At 68.3% G+C, this 18,983-nt stretch carries 21 protein-coding genes and 1 riboswitch; of the genes, 8 read left to right on the forward strand and 13 right to left on the reverse strand.

Annotated features, from left to right (window positions below; translation table 11 throughout):
• The first annotated feature begins 11 nt into the window (after positions 1–11).
• Complete coding sequence (locus tag E4341_RS14980; protein WP_165118347.1) at positions 12–644, forward strand: hypothetical protein; 633 nt, start codon at positions 12–14, stop codon at positions 642–644.
• Between the two features lies 1 nt (position 645).
• Here E4341_RS14980 and E4341_RS14985 read toward each other — a convergent pair whose 3' ends face one another.
• Positions 646–3,111, reverse strand: a complete 2,466-nt coding sequence (locus tag E4341_RS14985; protein WP_165118349.1) for a prolyl oligopeptidase family serine peptidase — start codon at positions 3,109–3,111, stop codon at positions 646–648.
• A 202-nt stretch (positions 3,112–3,313) separates the two neighbouring features.
• Here E4341_RS14985 and E4341_RS14990 point away from each other — a divergent pair, with 202 nt between their 5' ends.
• Complete coding sequence (locus E4341_RS14990) at positions 3,314–4,084, forward strand: hypothetical protein (protein ID WP_205751322.1); 771 nt, start codon at positions 3,314–3,316, stop codon at positions 4,082–4,084.
• A 28-nt stretch (positions 4,085–4,112) separates the two neighbouring features.
• Here the strand turns inward: E4341_RS14990 and E4341_RS14995 are convergent, their stop codons facing one another.
• The 7 genes from E4341_RS14995 to E4341_RS15025 all read right to left on the reverse strand — a co-directional run bounded on the left by E4341_RS14995 (position 4,113) and on the right by E4341_RS15025 (position 9,744).
• Positions 4,113–4,958, reverse strand: a complete 846-nt coding sequence (locus tag E4341_RS14995) for a ribokinase (RefSeq protein ID WP_153923366.1) — start codon at positions 4,956–4,958, stop codon at positions 4,113–4,115.
• On the reverse strand, positions 4,955–5,908 hold the full coding sequence (locus tag E4341_RS15000; protein WP_165118351.1) for a nucleoside hydrolase: 954 nt from the start codon (positions 5,906–5,908) through the stop codon (positions 4,955–4,957). The genes E4341_RS14995 and E4341_RS15000 overlap by 4 nt, the downstream gene beginning before the upstream one ends.
• 49 nt (positions 5,909–5,957) lie before the next feature.
• On the reverse strand, positions 5,958–6,647 hold the full coding sequence (locus tag E4341_RS15005) for an aspartate/glutamate racemase family protein (RefSeq protein WP_165118353.1): 690 nt from the start codon (positions 6,645–6,647) through the stop codon (positions 5,958–5,960).
• Positions 6,644–7,843: a chromate efflux transporter gene (gene chrA / locus E4341_RS15010; protein WP_165118355.1), complete on the reverse strand. Its 1,200-nt coding sequence runs from the start codon at positions 7,841–7,843 to the stop codon at positions 6,644–6,646. The genes E4341_RS15005 and chrA overlap by 4 nt, the downstream gene beginning before the upstream one ends.
• A gap of 2 nt (positions 7,844–7,845) precedes the next feature.
• Entirely contained in the window at positions 7,846–8,106 is a 261-nt protein-coding gene (locus E4341_RS15015; RefSeq protein ID WP_165118357.1) for a DUF3253 domain-containing protein, read from the reverse strand.
• A gap of 14 nt (positions 8,107–8,120) precedes the next feature.
• Positions 8,121–9,119, reverse strand: coding sequence for a D-cysteine desulfhydrase (locus tag E4341_RS15020; RefSeq protein ID WP_165118359.1), 999 nt, complete (start codon positions 9,117–9,119; stop codon positions 8,121–8,123).
• Between the two features lie 91 nt (positions 9,120–9,210).
• A complete protein-coding gene (locus E4341_RS15025; RefSeq protein ID WP_240893583.1) occupies positions 9,211–9,744 on the reverse strand; it encodes a hypothetical protein in 534 nt (177 codons plus the stop codon).
• A 108-nt stretch (positions 9,745–9,852) separates the two neighbouring features.
• On the opposite strand from E4341_RS15025, the gene E4341_RS15030 reads away from it, so the two are divergent.
• Positions 9,853–10,683: a TIGR02587 family membrane protein gene (locus E4341_RS15030; RefSeq protein WP_165118363.1), complete on the forward strand. Its 831-nt coding sequence runs from the start codon at positions 9,853–9,855 to the stop codon at positions 10,681–10,683.
• A gap of 3 nt (positions 10,684–10,686) precedes the next feature.
• The gene (locus E4341_RS15035) at positions 10,687–11,064 is read left to right on the forward strand and encodes a hypothetical protein (RefSeq protein ID WP_165118365.1); all 378 of its coding nucleotides are present in this window, start codon (positions 10,687–10,689) and stop codon (positions 11,062–11,064) included.
• Positions 11,065–11,071: 7 nt separating this feature from the next.
• Here the strand turns inward: E4341_RS15035 and E4341_RS15695 are convergent, their stop codons facing one another.
• Positions 11,072–11,479: a BLUF domain-containing protein gene (locus tag E4341_RS15695; protein WP_066554378.1), complete on the reverse strand. Its 408-nt coding sequence runs from the start codon at positions 11,477–11,479 to the stop codon at positions 11,072–11,074.
• Positions 11,480–11,612: 133 nt separating this feature from the next.
• Positions 11,613–11,722, forward strand: a riboswitch (TPP riboswitch).
• Between the two features lie 141 nt (positions 11,723–11,863).
• Here E4341_RS15695 and thiC point away from each other — a divergent pair.
• Positions 11,864–13,693, forward strand: coding sequence for a phosphomethylpyrimidine synthase ThiC (gene thiC / locus E4341_RS15045; RefSeq protein WP_370458487.1), 1,830 nt, complete (start codon positions 11,864–11,866; stop codon positions 13,691–13,693).
• 9 nt (positions 13,694–13,702) lie between these two features.
• Here thiC and E4341_RS15050 read toward each other — a convergent pair whose 3' ends face one another.
• Positions 13,703–14,653 (reverse strand): hypothetical protein, encoded by a 951-nt coding sequence (locus tag E4341_RS15050; RefSeq protein WP_165118369.1) that lies wholly within the window; start codon positions 14,651–14,653, stop codon positions 13,703–13,705.
• Between the two features lie 83 nt (positions 14,654–14,736).
• Here E4341_RS15050 and E4341_RS15055 point away from each other — a divergent pair, with 83 nt between their 5' ends.
• The gene (locus tag E4341_RS15055; RefSeq protein ID WP_205751323.1) at positions 14,737–15,246 is read left to right on the forward strand and encodes an AAA family ATPase; all 510 of its coding nucleotides are present in this window, start codon (positions 14,737–14,739) and stop codon (positions 15,244–15,246) included.
• Positions 15,243–15,434, forward strand: coding sequence for a hypothetical protein (locus tag E4341_RS15060; RefSeq protein ID WP_165118373.1), 192 nt, complete (start codon positions 15,243–15,245; stop codon positions 15,432–15,434). The genes E4341_RS15055 and E4341_RS15060 overlap by 4 nt, the downstream gene beginning before the upstream one ends.
• On the opposite strand, the gene E4341_RS15065 is transcribed toward E4341_RS15060, so the two are convergent.
• Positions 15,417–15,833, reverse strand: coding sequence for a hypothetical protein (locus tag E4341_RS15065; RefSeq protein WP_165118375.1), 417 nt, complete (start codon positions 15,831–15,833; stop codon positions 15,417–15,419). The genes E4341_RS15060 and E4341_RS15065 overlap by 18 nt on opposite strands.
• A gap of 434 nt (positions 15,834–16,267) precedes the next feature.
• Here E4341_RS15065 and E4341_RS15070 point away from each other — a divergent pair, with 434 nt between their 5' ends.
• Positions 16,268–17,131, forward strand: coding sequence for a hypothetical protein (locus E4341_RS15070; RefSeq protein WP_165118377.1), 864 nt, complete (start codon positions 16,268–16,270; stop codon positions 17,129–17,131).
• A 163-nt stretch (positions 17,132–17,294) separates the two neighbouring features.
• On the opposite strand, the gene E4341_RS15075 is transcribed toward E4341_RS15070, so the two are convergent.
• Together E4341_RS15075 and E4341_RS15080 are read right to left on the reverse strand one after the other, a co-directional pair.
• Positions 17,295–17,960: a DsbA family oxidoreductase gene (locus tag E4341_RS15075; protein ID WP_161638275.1), complete on the reverse strand. Its 666-nt coding sequence runs from the start codon at positions 17,958–17,960 to the stop codon at positions 17,295–17,297.
• A 66-nt stretch (positions 17,961–18,026) separates the two neighbouring features.
• Entirely contained in the window at positions 18,027–18,884 is an 858-nt protein-coding gene (locus E4341_RS15080; RefSeq protein WP_066628767.1) for a DUF1206 domain-containing protein, read from the reverse strand.
• Between the last annotated feature and the right edge of the window lie 99 nt (positions 18,885–18,983).

The raw sequence follows: 18,983 nt of genomic DNA on the forward strand, positions 1-18,983 counted from the left end.
GGAGATCTCCCATGCGTCCGTCTCGCCTGTCCTGCGCCGCCGCGATGTCGGCCGTCGTCCTCGCCTTCGCCGTTCCGGCGCTGGCGCAGGAGACCTCGCCTCAAAACAACGCCGAGATGGCCGCCATCTTCGCCGCCGACCAGGCCGTAAGGCAGAACCTGACGCCGGACTTCTTCAAGGACCGTGCCCGCGTCACAGCAATGCTCGCCGAAGACGCCGCGCGCCGTGTCCAGACCCGCGCCCTGCTGGACGCCGGCGCGCTCCAGACTGGCGAGGACTACCGCGCCGCCGCCTTCGTCTTCCAGCACGGCTCCACGCCCGAGGATTATCTGCTGGCCCATAGCCTGGCCGTCGCCGCCGTGGCCAAGGGCTCGCCCGAAGGCGCCTGGATCGCCGCCGCGACGCTGGATCGCTATCTGCAGATGACCGAAAAACCGCAGATCTACGGCACCCAGACCCGCAAGACCCGCGACGCCCCGGCCACCCTCGATCCCTACGACCGCGCCCTGATCCCCGACAGCCTGCGCGCCGTCTTCGGCGTCCCGCCCCAGTCGGAGCAGGACGCTCGTCTGGAACAGGTGAACGCCGCCGCTGCCGCTATCGCAGCATCTGTCGCGGCAGGTCCGGCGACGCCCAAGCCCTAGATCACTCCGCCGGCTTCGGCGGGGCGTTCTTCACATACTGGTCCAGCCAGCGGGTCATCTCCCACAGGGTGTGGCCCACCGATTCCCGCGCGCGATATCCATGCGCCTCCAGCGGCAGGGTGACGTAACGCGCCGTCGCCCCCAGCCCCTTCAGCGCCGCATAGAAGCGCTCGGACTGCACCGGGAAGGTGCCCGAGTTGTCGTCCGCCTCGCCGTGGATCAGCAGGATCGGCTCGTTCAGCTTGTTGGCATAGGTGAAGGGCGACATCTCGGTATAGACCTCGGTCGCCTCCCAATAGTTGCGCTGCTCGGACTGGAAGCCGAACGGCGTCAGGGTGCGGTTATAGGCCCCCGACCGCGCGATCCCGGTGCGGAACAGATCGCTGTGCGCCAGCAGGTTCGCCGTCATGAAGGCGCCGTAGCTGTGCCCCCCGACCGCGATCCGGTCGCGGTCCGCCACGCCCATGCCGACCACGGCGTCGACCGCGGCCTTCGCATCGGCGACCAGCTGCTCGACATAGGTGTCGTTCGGCTCGGCCCCATCCTTGCCGATGATGGGCATGGAGGGGTTGTCGAAGATCGCATAGCCCTGGGTCAGCAGGAACAGATGGCTGGACCCGCCGGGCCGTACGAACCGGTTCTGCACGTCCACCGTCTGGCCCGCCACCGCCGCATCGGTGAACTCGGCGGGATAGGCCCACATCAGCATCGGCAGCGGCCCGTCGCGGTCCTTGTCGTAACCGGCCGGCAGATACAGCGTCCCCGACAGCTTGACCCCGTCGGCCCGCTCATAGGTCACCAGTTGCCGCGTCGCCTCGGCCAGCTGCGGCGCCGGATCGGGGAAGTTGGTCAGCCGCGTCGTCTGGCCCGTCGTCAGGTCGCGGATCTGCAGATTGGGCGGATCCAGCCGCGTCTCGCGCTGGGTCACCACCCGCTTGCCGTCCGTATCCAGGAAGCCGACCACGGTCTCGTAATCCGTATTGGCCGAGGTCCACAGCCGTTCGCTGCGTCCCGTCGCCGGGTCCATGGCGGCCAGGAAGGGGAACTCGCCCTGCGGCGTCGCCCCGGCGCCTGACATCAGGATGCGCCCCTGCGGATCGAAGCGGATCACCGAACGGCCCTGCGCATTCGGCTGGGTCACCGGCTGGCCCGGATTGTCGTAGCGCGCCTGATAGTTCCGCTCCAGCAACACCCGGCCCTCGCCGGGGTTGGACGGATCCACCACGAAGCGCGTCTCATGCCGGGTGTTGAACCAGCGGCTGTTGACGATGGCCAGGTCGTCCCGGCCCCAGACGACGCCGCCATACCGTTCCTTCAGGTCGATCAGTTTGACGGGCTCGCTCGTGAACGGCGCGGCCTGCATGAAGACCCGGTCCCGGAACTCGGCTTGCTTGCGGATGTCGCCGCCGTCCAGCGCCTCGACCCAGGTCAGGGTCGCCGGCGCATCGGCCCGCCACTCGACCGAGCGCGGCCCTGGCGCCACGGCGTCGAAGGCGGTCGGCACATCGTCCCTCAGCGGCAGGTCGGCGACCGTGCGCACCACGCGACCGTTCAGATCCGTCACCACAATCTCGGTTGGGAACAGGTCGTCCGGCACCGCATAGGAATAGGGCCGCTTGGCGATCTCATGCAGGATGTATTTGCCGTCCGGAGACACCGACGCGTCCAGATAGACCGCCGGCGCCCCGATCGTCCGTGCACGGCCGTTCAGCGGAACCAGCGTCAGCTGGCTGGTGAAATAATGGTCGAACAGGGCCTCGTCGCCGGGGTTCGACAACAGGTCCTGATAGGTCCGCACCGGCGCGACCCGCCCGGCGGTCTCCTCGATATTGGGCCCCGTGGGCGCCGCCGTCACGTCCGGCGCCGGACCGCGTCCCGCCGGGACCGCCTCGACCAGCAGACCCGAACTGTCGGGCAGCCATTCATAGCCCGTTCCGCCCGTCATATTGACCACCGGATCGGTCAGCTTGCGCGCCCGCGCCGAGGCCACATCCACGACCCACAGCTCCAGCCCCGTCGGCCGGTCCAGCACGAAGGCCAGCGACTTGGCGTCCGGCGAGAACCGCGGCGCCGTGAACCGCGCGCCGTCGGGCAGGGCCACGACGCGAGGTTGCCCGCCATCCACCGCCTGCAGGCTCAGACCCGTCAGCCACGCCACCCGGCTTTCGGCCGCGCCATTGTTCCTCGGATTGATCCGCGTCCCCGCCAACCGCAGCATCGGCTCGGCCAGGGCCTTGATGCTGGGTAGATTAGACCGGTCCATCAACACCAGCGTCCGCCGATCCGGGCTCAGCATCGACGACGGCGTCGGCTTGGCGTCCAGGATGTCCGCGATCGGCGCCGGCGGCTGCTGATAGACCATCGGCCCCGCAGCCGGCGCCGCGTTCTGGGCTAACGCCCCACCCGCCACGCCGCTCAGCAGCACCGCCGCCAGAACCAGCCCAACCCCACGTCCACGCATCATCATCGTCTGAAGTCCCCACAAATCCCGAACCGCAGACCTACCCTCGCCTTTCCACCGCCGACAACCCGATTCGGCGTTACAGTGTCACATTGGCGCGGCGACGCCTGCGCCTGGCCCAGTCGATCCTAGACATATCGCTGATATTCCAGACTGCCGCTTTCGGGCTTCGGCGTTAAGTTTCGCCGGAAACATCGGGGGGTGTGTCATGACGGCTGCAAACACGACGGGCGGGACCGACCGCGTCTTTCCGGGGCTGGCCGTCGTCATGGCGCTTGTCGTCGTGGCGGGCTTTTCGCTTCAGCTGGCCATGGGCCGCTCCAGCTTCGAGGCTCCGCTGCTGGTGCACGCCCACGCCGTGGTCTTCATGGGCTGGGTCGTCATCTTCCTGGTTCAGAACCTGTTGATCGCCACGGGCCAGCTGCGTTGGCACCGGCCGCTGGGCTGGCTGGCGACCGCATGGCTGGCGCCCATGCTGATCCTGGGCTGGCTGGTTACCGAGGCCATGGTGCGTCGCGGCGATGTGCCCTTCTTCTTCCGGCCCTTGCAGTTTCTGGTCTTCGACCCCGTGTCGCTCGCGACCTTCGTCGGCCTCACCATCGCGGCGGTGTGGCTTCGTCGGTCGACGGACTGGCATCGCCGCCTGCACTATTCCGCCATGGCGATCCTGCTGGGGCCGGCGGTCGGTCGGCTTTTGCCCATGCCCTTGCTGATCCCCTGGGCCTGGGAGGCGACCACGCTCGTCACCCTGGCGTTTCCAGTCATCGGCATGATCATCGATCTGGCGAAGACCCGCCGGATCCACCCGGCCTGGTTCTGGGGTCTGGGGGTTCAGATCGCCATGATCGCGGCGATCGAAGCCCTCACCTGGTCGCCGCTCGGCCTTCAGCTTTACCAGACTGTCACGGCCGGTTCTCTCGGCGCCGCCGTCGCGCCGCTCGCCTTCCCCACGCCCCCCGGTCCGCCGCCAGGGGTCTGACCACGATGAAGAGGCGCAGACCGCGTCCCTACCCCGCCAGCAGCGCCTCGACCTGATCGCGCTCCGGCGCTGAGGGCTGCGCGCCCGGGCGGGTCGCGGCGAAGGCTCCGGCGGCGCAGGCGAAGCGCAGCGCCTCGGCCGGGTCCATGCCTTCCAGCAAAGCCACCGTGATGGCGGCGACGAAGGCGTCGCCCGCGCCCGTCGCATCGACCGCCTCGACGGCCGGTGGGGTCGCCCAGGCCATTTCGACGCCGCGCTGATACATGGCCGCGCCCCGCGCGCCCTTGGTGACGACGACCCGTCCCCCGCCCCGGTGCAGGCCATCGCCATAGAAGGCCGCCTCGGTCTCGTTGACGACGATCAGGTCGGCGCGGCGCAGCAACAGTTCCGACACTGGCGCGGCGGGCGCCAGATTGGCGCAGACGAAGCCCGTCGCCCGGCCCACCGCCGCCTCGACCGTCTCGATCGGCAGCTCCAGCTGCACGATCAGCGCGCCCTCGATCCGCTGGGGCAGCTGTTCAGGCGTGACCATGTGGTTGGCGCCGGCCGCGACCACGATCTGGTTCTCGCCGGTCGGATCGACGGCGATCAGGGCGACGCCCGTCGGGGCCGCCACATCCACCTCCACCCCCGCCAGATCGACGCCCAGATCCTCCATCAGGGCCAGGGCCTCGCCGGCCATGGCGTCATTGCCGACTCGCCCGATCAGGCTGGCCTCGGCCCCCAGTTTCTCGGCCGCCAGCGCCTGGTTGGCGCCCTTGCCGCCGGGATGCCGCGCCAGGGTCGCCCCGGTCACCGTCTCGCCCGGCGCCGGCAGTTGGGGCGCAGTGGCCACCAGATCCAGGTTGATCGAGCCGACGACAGTGATCCTCATGCGGCGGCCTCCAGCGCCTGAGCTTTCAGCTTGCCGACGATCAGGTCGAACACCCCTTGCGCGTCCGCCGCGACCGCCCAGCGATGCCGCGCCGTCGCCGGATCGATCCGGAACTCCACCGCCGTATGGCCGCGCGTCAGGTCCGAACCCGTCTCCACCTCGATCCGGCAGGGCTTCGTCTCGAACAGGTCGGGCTTGATCAGCCAGGCGATGGGACACGGGTCATGCAACGGGGCCGCATCCCACCCCACGATCTCGCGCTCCACCCGCTGCGAGAACCGCAGCGTCGACGCCGCGGCCCGCGCGGCCTCGCTGTCTATGGCCTCTATCGCCACGATCCGGCCCTCGGTCGCGCGCACCTGATGGGTCGCGTCCAGGCCGAAGGCGACGACCTGACACCCCGATCCGAACACCACCGCCGCCGCATCCGGATCGGCCCAGATGTTGAACTCGGCGGATGCGGTGACATTGCCGCCTTCCGACCGCGCCCCGCCCATGACGACCACCGGCCCCAGCCGTTCGGCCAGCCGCCGATCACGCCGCATCGCCAGCGCCAGATTGGTCATCGGCCCCAGGACGGCGATGGCGACCGAGCCTTCAGGCCGGCTCATCACCAGATCGACGATGGCGTTGGCGGCCGGCCCGTCGCCGACGATCCCCGTCGGTTCGAACGGCTCCAGATCGCCCAGACCCTCGACCCCGTGAAACTCGCCCGCGCCCGCCGGCGGACGTTTCAGCGGCCGCTCGGCCCCGCCGAACACCGGCACCTCCTCGCGCCCGGCGATCTGGCGGATGATGCGCGCATTGCGCTGGGTCTTGGCGCCGGGAACATTGCCCCCGACCGTGGTGACGGCCAGCAGCTCCAGCTCGGGCGCGGCGAAGGCCAGAAACAGCGCCACGGCGTCGTCCACGCCGGGGTCGCAATCGATGATCAGGGACTGAATAGACACCGCTCATGACTAGGCAGGCCGGCCGCGCGGAGCAAGCCGCAACCGCGCCTCAGACCTGACAGGCCTCCGCGCACGCCTTCACGCACGCCTGGGCCAGCACCTCGGCCGAATCTGTCAGGGGTATGGCGGCGTCTTCGGCGCGCAGCAGCAGCGGCACCTCGGTGCAGCCCGCGATCAGCCAGTACGCGCCCGCGTCCGCCAGGGCCTGGGCCAGCCGCAACATCCCTGCCCGCGCCGCCTCGCCGACATCGCCGCGCTTGACCCCATAGACCAGCGCCATGAAGGCCTCGCGGTCCGCGCCCTCCAGCAGCACCGTCTCGAGCCCGCGCGCCGCCAGCGCCTGCGTGTAAAGCCGCTCGCCCCCCGGCGTCGCCAGCACGCCGATCCTCTTGGAGCCAGAGGCCGCCGCCGCATCCGCCGTCGCTGCGATCATGTCGATGAAGCGCAGGCCCTTCGCCTCGCACGCCGCGCGGATGCCGCCCGCCTGGGCGTGGGCGGTGTTGCAGGGCATGGCGATCACCTCGGCCCCCGCCGCCGCCAGCCCCTCGGCCATCTGTCCCAGCACCACCTCGGCCTCGCCCGGCCGCGTGTTGCGATCGGGCACCTGGGGGTTCAGGTCCATCACCACCCGGATGTGATCAGCGTCCCCGTCCGCCGGCGTCAGCGCCTGCACCCGCGCCAGAAACGCCACCGTCGCCGCCGGTCCCATGCCGCCGATCACGCCCAGGATCTTGCTCATCGCATCACGCCCCATCCCACGACCGCCGCGGCGGCCAGAACTGCCGGCACGGCGTAGCGGCTCTTCCAGGCCCACGCCACCGCCAGGGCGCCCGCAAAGATCGCCGCAGCCGCCGCCATCGACGGCGCCCGCTGCAAGGTCGCCCAGCCCAGCTCCACGCTGGTCGCGGCGATGATCCCTACGACGGCGGCGGCGACCCCGGCCAGAAGATCGTGCAGCCGCCGGTCCTCGACCACCGCCTCCAGCCGCTCATAGAAGATCATCGAAAAGGCGAAGGCGGGGGCGAACACCCCGGCCGTCATCGCCAGCGCCCCGCCCCATCCTGCGACCACAAAGCCGACGAAGGTGCAAAAGATCACCAGCGGCGCCGGGATCACCCCCGCAAAGGCGATCCCGTCCAGAAACGCCCCGTCGTCGATCAGCCCGCGCCCCACCGTATCGGCGCGCACATAGGGAATGGCGGTATAGGCGCCGCCAAACGTCAGCAGCCCCGCCTTCAGCCCCGTCCAGAACATCGCGGCTGCGCCCACGTCGCCCCCCTGCCCCGACGCCTGTCCCAAGACCGGCCCGCCGTCCCCCAGCCCGTGCATCGTTAAGGCTGCGAGAACCGCCAGCGCCACGACCCCGACGGCCAGGCCGACCCGCCCGGCCCGAGCCAGCACATAGGCCGCCCCGCCCGCCGCCAGCACGATCCAGAACGCCGCCCCGGCCAGGGTCGCCGCAAAGCCGACGACGGCGACGGCCCACAGCCAGCGATCCTCCAGAATATGCGATCCGATCTTGCAGACGGCGCGCACGATCACGGCGACCACCGCCGCCTGAACCCCCAGGAACGCCCCGGCCAGCAGGCCCACCACCGGCGACAGCGCCACATAGGCCCAGCCGATCCCCAGCATCAGCATCAGCCCGGGCAGCATGAACCCCAGGCCCGCCAGCAGGCCGCCGATCCGCCCCCGCGCCCGCATGCCCATATGCACGCACAGCTCGTGCGCCTCCGGCCCCGGCAGGACCTGCAACACCGCCAGCAGCCGGTTGAACCGCGCGCTGGACATCCACCCGTCCTGATCGACCAGCTCGCGCCGGATCATCGCGATCTGCGCCACCGGTCCGCCAAACGCCAGCAGCCCGAACCGCAAGAACCGCAGAAACACCGCCGTCAAAGACAGCGCGGGCGGGACAGGTTCGATCTCGCGCACCGTCACCCGCCGCCCCCGTCTTCACCGCCTCGAGCCCGCGCGATCCGATAGGGCCCCGCGCGCATCGCCAGCGGCCGTCCCTTCCAGCTCAGTCGCACCGCGCCCTTGTGCACCAGGGCGTCCACTGCGGCGTGAACGTCAGGCATCGCCTCGCGCCACGCGCCGTCTTCGCCCGCGACCACCCGCGCGACCTCGCTGGGGCAGACGGTGGCGTCCTCGGCCCGGGCGGCCAGCAGCGCCAGCGTCGCCTCGCGCGGGTCCATGACGCGCGCCGCCTCTACAGCGCCCCTTCGATCTCGGTCTGATAGCCGAACAGCCCCTGCGCCCCGCCGGTGTGCAGGAACACCACCGTCTCGCCCTTGAACCGGCCGGCCCGCGCCAGGGCGACCAGCCCCTTCATCGCCTTGCCGGAATAGACCGGGTCCAGCACGATCCCGTCCAGACGCGCGGCCAGGGTCAAGGCGTCGATCACCCCCTGGTCGATCAGGCCATAGCCCTCGCCCACATAGTCGCAGTCGGCGACCACCTGCTCGCGCGTCACCCGTCCCGGCTGCCCCAGCAGGGCGGCCGTCTCCTCGGCCAGTTTGAAGACGTTCGCCTCCTGCCTGTCCTTGGGCGCCCGCACCCCGATGCCCAGCACGGGAATGTCCGCCCCCATGACCGCCAGCCCGGCGACCAGGCCCGCGTGGGTGCCGGCGCTGCCCGTCGCCGTCACGATCCGGTGGACCTCCAGATCCATCTCGTCGGCCTGGACCACGATCTCGCGCGCGCAATCGACATAGCCCAAAGCCCCGACCGGGTTCGATCCGCCGCCGGGAATGACATAGGGCTTTCCGCCCCGCGCCCGCACCTCGGCCGCCGTCTTCTCCAGCTCGGCGACCATGTCCGTCCCGCCCGGCACGGTGCGCAGGGTCGCCCCGAACAGCCGATCCAGCAGCACATTGCCGTTGCCGACATAGTCCGTCGCCTTGGACCCCGTCCGCTCTTCCAGAATGATCTCGCACGCCAGACCGTGGGCCGCCGCCGCCGCCGCCGTCTGGCGCACATGGTTCGACTGCACCGCCCCTTGCGTCACCAGGGTGTCGGCGTCCTGTTCGAACGCCGCGCCCAGCAGGAACTCCAGCTTGCGGGTCTTGTTGCCGCCGCCGGCCAGGCCGGTGCAGTCGTCGCGCTTGATCCACAGATCCAGGCCCAACTCTTCCGACAGACGGGGCAGCGGCTCCAGCGGCGTCGGCAGATGGGCCAGGCGGATGCGGGCGAAACGGGCGAGATGCATGGGACGGTTTCCTGTTCGCCGTCTTGATAGCCCGCGCCCGTGACATTCAAAAGCGCCAGCCTAGCCGCCCGCCCCTTCGCCCGCCTCGACCTCAGCCCGGCGCGCCGGCCTCGGCCACACGCGTCGGGGCGACGAAGGCGGCGGCGCACAGGGCCTGGGCGAAGGCGTGGGACGTGACCGCCTGCCGGTCCATCAGGGCGTCCAGCACCCCTGCCCCCGCATCCACCGTCACGACCAGCGGATAACGCCCGACCACCTGACCACCCTGCGCCGGATCGCGCAGTTCCGCCGTCGCCCGCATCCGGTGTTCGGCGCGATCGCCGGCCAGAATGGCCAGGCGCGGCGCCCGGCTCAGCGCCTCGACGTGGATGCTCAGGTTCAGCCGATGCCGGCCGCCGGCGCACAGCCCCATTTCGTTCAGCACCTCGTCGTTGAAGGTGTCGGCGAAGTCGTCCTCGGCGTCCAGCCAGCCCGTCGTCGTCGTGACGCTGCCGATCCGCGCCTGCTCGGCCATGGCGGGCGACAGGGCCATCGGCGCGCCGCCGACCTCCACCGAGGCGCAGGCCGTCAAGCCCGCGCACGCCAGAACCGCGATCACGGCGGTCGTCTTGATCTGTTTCATCATTCCCTCTCCCTAGAGCTTAACACCAAGCTTGGCTTCGAATGAACGCCGCCTGAACGCCGTTCGACAAGCGGTCCGGAGCCAAAGCCGGCGTCCAAGCGTTGCCGCCGCATGATCGCCGCCGCGCCCTTTTTGGATCTGCAACGCGAGCGCGCCTATGTCCGCGATCTGGGCCGCGCCTTCGCCGGCGCCCTGGTGTTCAACATTCCGCTGTTGATGACGATGGAGATGTGGGCGCAGGGCGTGATCATGGACCGCTGGCGGTTGCTGACCTTCATCGTCGCCGGCCTGCCGCTGCTGTACGGCCTGGCCTATTACGCCGGCTTCTCCAAGCGGCGCGGGCCGGTCAACGATGCGCTGGACACCGCCGTGGCCTTGGCGGTCGGCTTCATCACCGCCTCGGTGCTGCTGATCCTATTTGGCGTCGTCGAATGGGACGCGCCGCCGCGCGAGGGCCTGGGCATGGTCGCGCTTCAGGCCATTCCCGGCGCCATGGGCGCGCTTCTGGCCCGGCGTCAGCTCAGCGGCGACGGCGGGGGCGACACCGACGAAGATCAGGCCTCCTATTTCGGCGAACTGTTCCTGATGGCGGCCGGCGCCCTTTTCTTCGCCCTGAACGTGGCCCCGACCGAAGAGATGATCCTGATCGCCTACAAGGCGACGCCCGCCCACATCCTGGCCCTGATCGCCGTCTCCATCCTTCTGCTCCACCTGATCGTCTTCAAGGCGGGCTTCGCCGGTCAGGAAGAGGCCGATCATCCGATCAAGGCCTTCCTGCATTTCACCCTGCCCGGCTATGCCATCGCCCTGGCCGTCAGCCTGTTCACCCTATTCCTGTTCGGGCGCACCGACGGCCATGCCATCGCTGGCGTGGTCCAGACCATGGTCGTCCTGGGCTTCCCCGCCGCCATCGGCGCCGCCGCCGCCCGTCTGTTGGTCTGACCCATGCCCACCAAGAAGAAGCCCGCCGCGTCGACCCGCCCTCTCCTGCAATGGGGCATGGCCATGCTCGGCGCCGTCATCACCCTGACCGCTATCGGCATTGTGGTGTGGGAGGCGCTGCAGCCCACAGCCCCGCCCGCGCTCAGCGCCCGCATCGTCGCCGTGGACGTCACCGCCGCAGGCCAAGTCGCGACCGTCCGGGTCCAGAACGACGGCGACGACACCGCCGCCGCAGTGGATATCGAAGGGGTTCTGGGCGACCAGACCGCGACCGCCAGCCTGGACTACGTCCCCGGCCACGGCCACGCCAAGGCCTACCTCCGCTTCGACGCCGATCCGCGCGCGGCGGCCGTCTCGGTCAAGGGCTGGTCGGCGCCCTAGCGGGCGCTTAGGCCGCCTGGGCCAGCACCGCGTCCTGCATCCGCTCGACCGTCTGCTGGGGCGCGCCGGCGCCGTCCACCGTGGCCCGCAGCGTCTCCTCCAGCGCCGGGGTCACGCGCACGCTGGCCATGGCCCAGCCGGAGAAGCCGCGCGCCGGGATCGGCTTGCGCTCGATCACCACCACCTCGTCGTGACGCGGATCGCCCGCCAGCCGCGTCATCAGCCGGTCCAGATCCTGCGCTGCGCCCTCCAGCACCTGCAAGAACCGTCCGTCGTGGATCAGCAGCGCGCCGGTCAGGTCGTCGCGCGCATTGTTCCGCTGCGACGTGGCCAGGATGTCCACCTGCATCATCAGGCTGTCGGCATTGCCCCGCGCGCGGCTGGTGTAGAGGACGCGTTCCAGGTTCAGGCTCATATCCTCGTTTCACTCCGCCGACGCCGGCATCCGGCCCAAGCTTTGCGCATAGCCCAATAAATCCGCCGCGCCTACAACGACTTATGTGCGGTTTCGGACAACTCGACATCCGGCGCGACGCGGGTTAGCCTGCAGGCGTTCTCCGGGGGGTCGCAATCGAGCGGCTGAGATAGAGGTTTCTCCTCTGACCCGTCGAACCTGATCCGGGTCATGCCGGCGAAGGGATGAGTAACGCTATCGGTCCTGACGTCACAGGACCCCTCGCGCCCGACGTCGGCGGACCTCAAACCGTTTGAGGCCGCCATGAACATCCAAGTCACCCCGCCCGCCCTGCCCGAAGAGCCGAACGTCGACCTCGCCCTCAAGGACGCGCGCGAACAGGTGATGAAGGAGACTGGAACCATCCCGACCGGCGAACGGGCCGGCTCGCGCAAGGTCTATGTCGCCGGCGAGCTCTACCCCGATATCCGCGTTCCCTTCCGCGAGGTCGCCGTCCACCCCTCGGCCAACGAGCCGCCGGTCACGATCTACGATTCCTCGGGCCCCTACACCGACCCGACCGTGACCATCGACATCAAGCGCGGCCTGCCCCACGTCAAATCCAGCTGGCAGCTGGATCGCGGCGACATCGCCCCCGTCGCCAATCCGCGCGAGGTCAAGCCCGAGGACAACGGCCATGCGTCCGGCCGCCACTTGGCCCCGCGCTTCGACACCTCCAACCACCGCGTCTTCAAGGGCGTCGAGGGCCGCCCGGTCACCCAGTACGAATACGCCCAAGCCGGGATCATCACGCCCGAGATGGAATATGTCGCCATCCGAGAGAACCTGCGCCGCGAGCAGAACAGCCCCTGCATCCGCGATGGAGAATCCTTCGGCGCCGCCATCCCCGACTTCGTGACGCCCGAGTTCGTCCGGCAGGAGATCGCGCGCGGCCGGGCCATCATCCCGCACAACATCAACCACCCCGAGGTCGAGCCGATGGTCATCGGCCGGAACTTCCTGGTGAAGATCAACGCCAACATCGGCAATTCGGCCGTCCTGTCCTCCGTGGACGACGAGGTCGACAAGCTGGTCTGGGCCACCCGCTGGGGCGCCGACAACGTCATGGACCTATCGACGGGCCGCAACATCCACAACATCCGCGACTGGATCATCAGGAACTCGTCCGTCCCCATCGGCACCGTGCCCATCTATCAGGCGCTGGAGAAGGTGGGCGGCGTCGCCGAGGACCTGACGTGGGAGGTGTTCCGCGACACCCTGATCGAACAGGCCGAACAGGGCGTGGACTATTTCACCATCCACGCGGGCGTGCGCCTGCCCTTCGTGCCGATGACGGCCAAGCGGGTGACGGGCATCGTCTCGCGCGGCGGCTCCATCATGGCCAAGTGGTGCCTGGCCCACCACAAGGAGAGCTTCCTCTACGAGCATTTCGAGGACATCTGCGACATCATGCGCGCCTATGACGTGTCATTCAGCCTGGGCGACGGCCTGCGCCCCGGTTCCATCGCCGACGCCAATGACGAGGCCCAATTCGCCGAACTACGCACCCTGGGCGAACTGACCAGGATCGCCTGGGCCAAGGGCTGCCAGGTCATGATCGAGGGGCCCGGCCACGTGCCGATGCACAAGATCAAACAGAATATGGACGAGCAGCTGAAGCACTGCCACGAGGCGCCGTTCTATACGCTTGGCCCCCTGACCACCGACATCGCGCCGGGCTATGACCACATCACATCCGCGATCGGGGCGGCCATGATCGGCTGGTTCGGCACGGCCATGCTCTGCTACGTCACGCCCAAGGAGCACCTGGGCCTGCCGGATCGTCAGGACGTCAAGGACGGCGTCATCACCTACAAGATCGCCGCCCACGCCGCCGACCTGGCCAAGGGCCACCCCGCCGCCCGCCTGCACGACGACGCCCTGTCACGCGCCCGGTTCGAGTTCCGCTGGGAGGATCAGTTCAACCTGGGCCTCGACCCCGAAACCGCCCGCAAATACCACGACGCCACCCTGCCCAAGGAGGCCCACAAGACCGCCCACTTCTGCTCCATGTGCGGCCCGAAATTCTGCAGCATGAAGATCAGCCAGGACATCCGCCGCGATGCCCAGGCGCAGAACGATGCGGGCGGCTCGCTGGCGGAGGCCGAGGCGGGCATGGCGGAGATGAGCGCGAAGTTCCGCGCTGGCGGCGGGGTGGTGGAGGTGAAGGTGTGAGGGCGTAACCTATCTCCTCCCCAATAATGAAAATATGGGGCTCGCTAGTAGTGCAAAGGGCCCCATCTCTCTTTTAATTTTGTGACGTTTAATAATCATCCTGGCCTGATCCCGAAACCTAAAAGATAAAGATCTAATTTCGTCTGTCGGATCGTACTGTTGTGAGAAAGAAATATCATCTCGCTTTTTTAGCAATCCACGATCAGTAAGCTGAGAAGTGATTACACGAGCAGCTTCTTCGCAAGATGCATGATCGGCTGTACCGACCACCATCGATACAGCTTCGGTAAAGTCATCAAGAGCTATAGATTCCCCATACAATCTATGCTCATCGTTTAAGACAGCCACGACGAGCGCAACACCTCTCTCCGTCAGCAAATGACGGACATGTTGCTTAGATATATTTTCGGCAGATTGCGCTACCAATCCAGCTAACAGAGAAATAGCTGACGCAGCACCCAGAACCACCGTAACCATTCCTGAGTCCGCCCCGACCCTAGAACTCACGGTTTCAAGCGGAGCTTGAGCCGCGACTAGAATGAGTCCAACTGAACCGAATCCCCACAGCGAGAATTTTGGCGCATGAAATGGCTGGGACGTTGCTTTTTCTAGTTCATGGCGGACACTAAGGATTTCCTGCTTGGCTCGATCTGCGGCAGCAATTTTTCTATCTTCATCATTTTGAGTAGAAATGGCCTTTATCAGATCTATTGCGGCATCTCTACCGTCGTTGACTGCAGGCAGATTTCCCGAAGCTTCCTCTCTTTCCAACGCATTTATGAAGCTATCAGAGAGTAAATACCTGGTCTTTTGGGAGTCCGAAATAAATTCACCGCCTGACGTGTCGGGATGATTTTCCTTTCTGATCGCCTTCATCTCTTTGAGGGCTGCTTCTTTCCCAATATTTTTTCTCAGGCCCAGCGCCTGCCGCGCTTGGGCCGGTATTGTTGTTGCGGTCATAGATAACTCCCCCGAATTCCGAATACCGTAGTATGCTAGAGGTTGTGGTCAACCACCCTTCCTCAAAGCTATCGACATCCAAAGTGCCCACGCTCGTCCTCCTCGCCGGACCCAACGGCGCCGGCAAGACCACCTTCATCAACCGGTTTCTGCGTCAGCGGGCGGAGGCGTTCCGGTTCGTGAACCCGGACGAGGTGGCGCGGGGTCTGGCGGGCGAAGGCGCGGCGCGCGATCTGGCGGCCGGGCGGTTGGTGCTGGAGCGGCTGGACGCCCTGTTCGTCGAACGGGCCGACGGGGTGCTGGAGACGACCTTGGCCACCCGCTCCCACGCCCCGCGCATCCGCCGGTTCAAGGCCGCCGGATACCGGGTCGAACTGATCTATCTGCGCCCGCCCTCGGCGGACTTCTCCGTCGCCCGCGTGGCGCGCCGTGTCGCCCAGGGCGGTCACGGCATACCGGAAGACACGCTGCGTCGCCGTTTCGCGCTCAGCCTCGACTATCTGGAGACGACCTACAAACCGCTGGTGGACGCGTGGGAGGTCTATGCGAGTAGCGACGACGGCCTCGAAATGTTAGATTGGGGGCCGAAATGAAGATGCTCTTCGACCGAGAAACCGTTCTGAAAGCCGGACGCGACGCCGCCCGGATCGCGCGCGAAGGCACGCGCGAGGAGAAGTCCGGCAAGTTCCTGCCGCCGCCCGGCTGGAAGGGCCATCTGGTCACCGCCGCCGACGCCGCGCCTGCACCGAAGAAGCGAGTCGCCTCAGTAACCCGATCCTGAAAGCTGCCGGTCGATCAGATCGACGATTTCGGCGACGCTAATGGTGAAGACGCCGCCGCGCGCGGCGCGCCAGTCTGCGATGCCCGGCTGATAGTCCGGCGCCGCCGGTGTTTCGGACGACAGGCGGATGACGTTGGCGTCGAGGGTCTGGCGACTGACCGGCGAATGATCGATCTGGGTCGGCGCCCCTTTCGCGGCCGGCCGTATGCCGAGTATCGACACATGATAGACGCGCCCGATGGGCGCGACGTCTTCGACCTCGCGGATCATCAGCAGCGATTTCGGCTCCTGCGGCCGTGTCCGATATTCCCAGACCTGACCGGCCGCATAACGGTCGGTCGCCGTATCCGCGCCGCCCGACATCATCATCGCCAGCACGACCGCCAAGGCTGCAATCATCGTCTCCCTCCCCTTCAGGGCCGAAGGTTCACACGTTGCCGTTGCGCGGTGCAACGACAATCTGCCGACCGAATCCCCCCCTTTCGTCATCCTCCGGCAAGCCGCGTCTTCGCGGCGCAGACCGGGGGACCCAGCGGCGCCGTCAGGCGAACTCTCAACCCCGCACGATCTCAGACATCTCGTCCGCGACAGGGTCGCGCTCTCGCGCGCCGCTGGGTTCCGGGTCTCCCCCCGCTTTCGCTACGCTTCGCCCGGAATGACGAAAGGAAGGGGATGCGCAGCTAGCGCCCCTACCTATGCACGACGTCCCTGCCCCGGCCGTTGAAATCCCTCGTCTTTCGCGAAATCGGCGCCCTCTACCCGAACACGCTTCGGGGCGGCCTTAGACTGGCGGCGCGTCCTGTGTCGGGCGCGGGCGACAGGCCGGGGATGGGATGGACGACGACCACAGCTATGACGACGGCGGGTTCGAGGGGCCGCGCGATCCGTTTTACGATGCGATGACCCAGCAGGCGCTGGATCAGATCCGCATCCTGCGCGAGGCGGGTCTGGAGCAGACGTATCGCGACGCCCTGCATCACGATTCCTCGCCCGAGGCCGAGGCCGCCTTCTGGCGCGCGCACGGCCTGCCGATGCATCTGCTGCGGCTGCCCGATCTGGTCACCTCGGACCCCGCCGCGCGCGCGGCCGACCGGGTGCAGAACCGGGGCTATCGCCGCCTGTCGAAAGAGGCGTGGGAGGCGGCGGGGATAGCCTATCTGGCGGGCTCCACGGCCGAGGAGGTCAGCGCCGTCTATGGCATGGCGGTCAGCACCTTTCGCGCCCGCGCCAGGGACGAAGGCTGGCGGCGCGAGGATCAGCCCCATCCCCTTCGCGAGCCCGTCGACCTGGAGGCCGAGACGGCCGAGGGCTTGCCTGACTATGGGGCCATGGCGGCCCACGCCCTGGTGCGGCTGAACCGGGCGCTTCAGGCCGGGCGCGCGCTGGAGGCCGCGCGCTGGGTGCGGCTGCACGCCGACCTGACCCGCATGGCGGCCGCCCCGCCCGCACCTTCGTCTCCGCCCCCGCCGAAGCCGCCGGCGCCGCCCAAGGAACCCGACCTGGGCGAACGCGCCGCCGCCGTCGCCGAACAGGTCGGCCAGATCGCCCGCGAGGCCTGCGCCCTCAAACGCGGCGACTACGCCGGCCGCGACGCCCTGATGGCCCGCCTCGAGGCGCTCGACGACCTGACACCGGCCCCGAGATCAGACGAATTAGACGAAATAGACGGTGTTTTTGTCCCCCGACCGCCGGACTGACCGTCTCCTCCTCATCGCCTGCGATGGTGAGGGGGACCGCGCCCTCTGGGCGGGGTGGAGGGGCTGTTGAGGCCTCACAGACGTCGATTTTACAGAAGGAACTCCTCCGTCACGGCGCCAAGCGGCGCCGCGCCACCTCCCCGCTGCGCAGGGAGGAGACGGCCTAGACCTCCGACGCGATCTTGCGCAGGGCCTCTTCGAACACCGAGGCCGGCTGGCCGCCCGAGATCAGATATTTGCCCTCGACCACCACGGCCGGGACCGAGGTGATGCCGCGCGCGCGCCACAGGTCTTCGGCCTGGCGCACGGCCTGGGCGTAGCGGCCCGAGGCCAGCACCTCGCCCGCCTCGGCCCGGTCCAGTCCGGCCTTTTCGGCGGCGGTGGTCAGGACCCCGGCGTCGGTCAGGTTGCGGTTCTCGGTGAAGTGAGCGGTGAACAGCGCTTGTTTCAGGGCCTTCTGCTTCTCCGGCGCCGTCTCATGCGCCCAGTGCAGCAGCCGGTGGGCGTCGAAGGTGTTCCAGATGCGGCTGTCGTCGGTCATGCGCATGTCGAAGCCCACCTCGCCCGCCCGCTCGCGGATCATGGCGCGGTTGGCGGCGGACTGCTCAGGCGACGCGCCGTATTTGCGGCCGATGTGTTCGACGATGTTCTCGCCCTCAGGCGCGATCTGGGGGTTCAGCTCGAACGGCTGAAAGGCGATGTCGGCGGCGATCCCCTCGTCCTTCAGCGCGTCCAGGGCCGTGTCCAGCCCGCCCAGCCCCACCACGCACCAAGGGCAGACGACGTCCGAGACGAAGTCGATCTTCAGGGTCTTGAGCGGAGCGTTCATGGCGCGGCCTTCTGGAACAGCGTGTGTTGCATAAGGATATGGCGACGCCGCGCCGCGCGACAAGTCTCAGCCCAGGCTCAAATCCCTGGGCGGGCGAATCCGGCGCCAGCGCGCCTCCACGAAGGCGAAGGCGCCGAAGGCCATCAGCCCCGCCGCCGTCAGCCCCAGGATCCACGACCCGCCCGGCTGGGCCTCCAGCGCGTCCAGCGCCGCCGCCGTCGTCGTCACCTCGCCCGAGCGCGCATGCAGCCCCGCCAGAACCACGAACACACCCAAGGGCAGATAGGCGAACCCCCGCGCCGCATAGCCCGCCCGCGCCAACGCCGTCGCCGTGCCGCAGAAGGCCTTGGGGCAGGCCAGGGCGTCGTCGAAGTCGTCGCGGACGGCCCTGACGATATTGCCGACGCCGACGCCCAGCACCACCAGCCCCGCCCCGATCAGCAGCACCTCGCCAAACGGCATCCCCAGCAGCATGGCCGCCTTCTCCTGGTTCTCGGCCACGCTCTCGGCCTGGGCCGCCGAGGCGTTTGTCGCCTCGCCGAACTCGTCCAGATATTCGAACACCCCCGACGCCAGCACGCCGTAGAACAGGCCGCTGACCGCCTGGCCCGCCCGCGTCGTCCAGCCCTTCAGGTCCGTCCCTTCATGGTCCGCGTCGAACACCGCCTGCAACACCCGCCAGCCGACGAAGGCCCACAGGCCCAGTCCCAGCAACACCAGCCAGACCTTGCCGAACGGCTGCTCGGCCAGCCAGCCCGCCGCCCCGCTGGTCCCCACCGCATCGCCGATCCGGTCCGTCGCAGCCAGCAGGGTCAGCGCGCCGGCCGACAGGTAAACGAAGCCTCGCGCCCCATAGCCGACCCGCGCCGCCCATTCGATTAGGGTCGCCAGCGGCGGCAGGCGAAGGGTCTTGGCGGCGTTCATGATGTCTCCCACGTCAGGCCGCCCTAACGCTCCTGCCGAGGCAAAGGCTCCGCTTGTCGCTGTGTCGACATCCGACAGACGCCGGTGGGCGTGTGCCGC

This window comes from Brevundimonas sp. 'scallop' (assembly GCF_011045535.1).
Taxonomy (GTDB): Bacteria; Pseudomonadota; Alphaproteobacteria; order Caulobacterales; family Caulobacteraceae; genus Brevundimonas; species Brevundimonas vesicularis.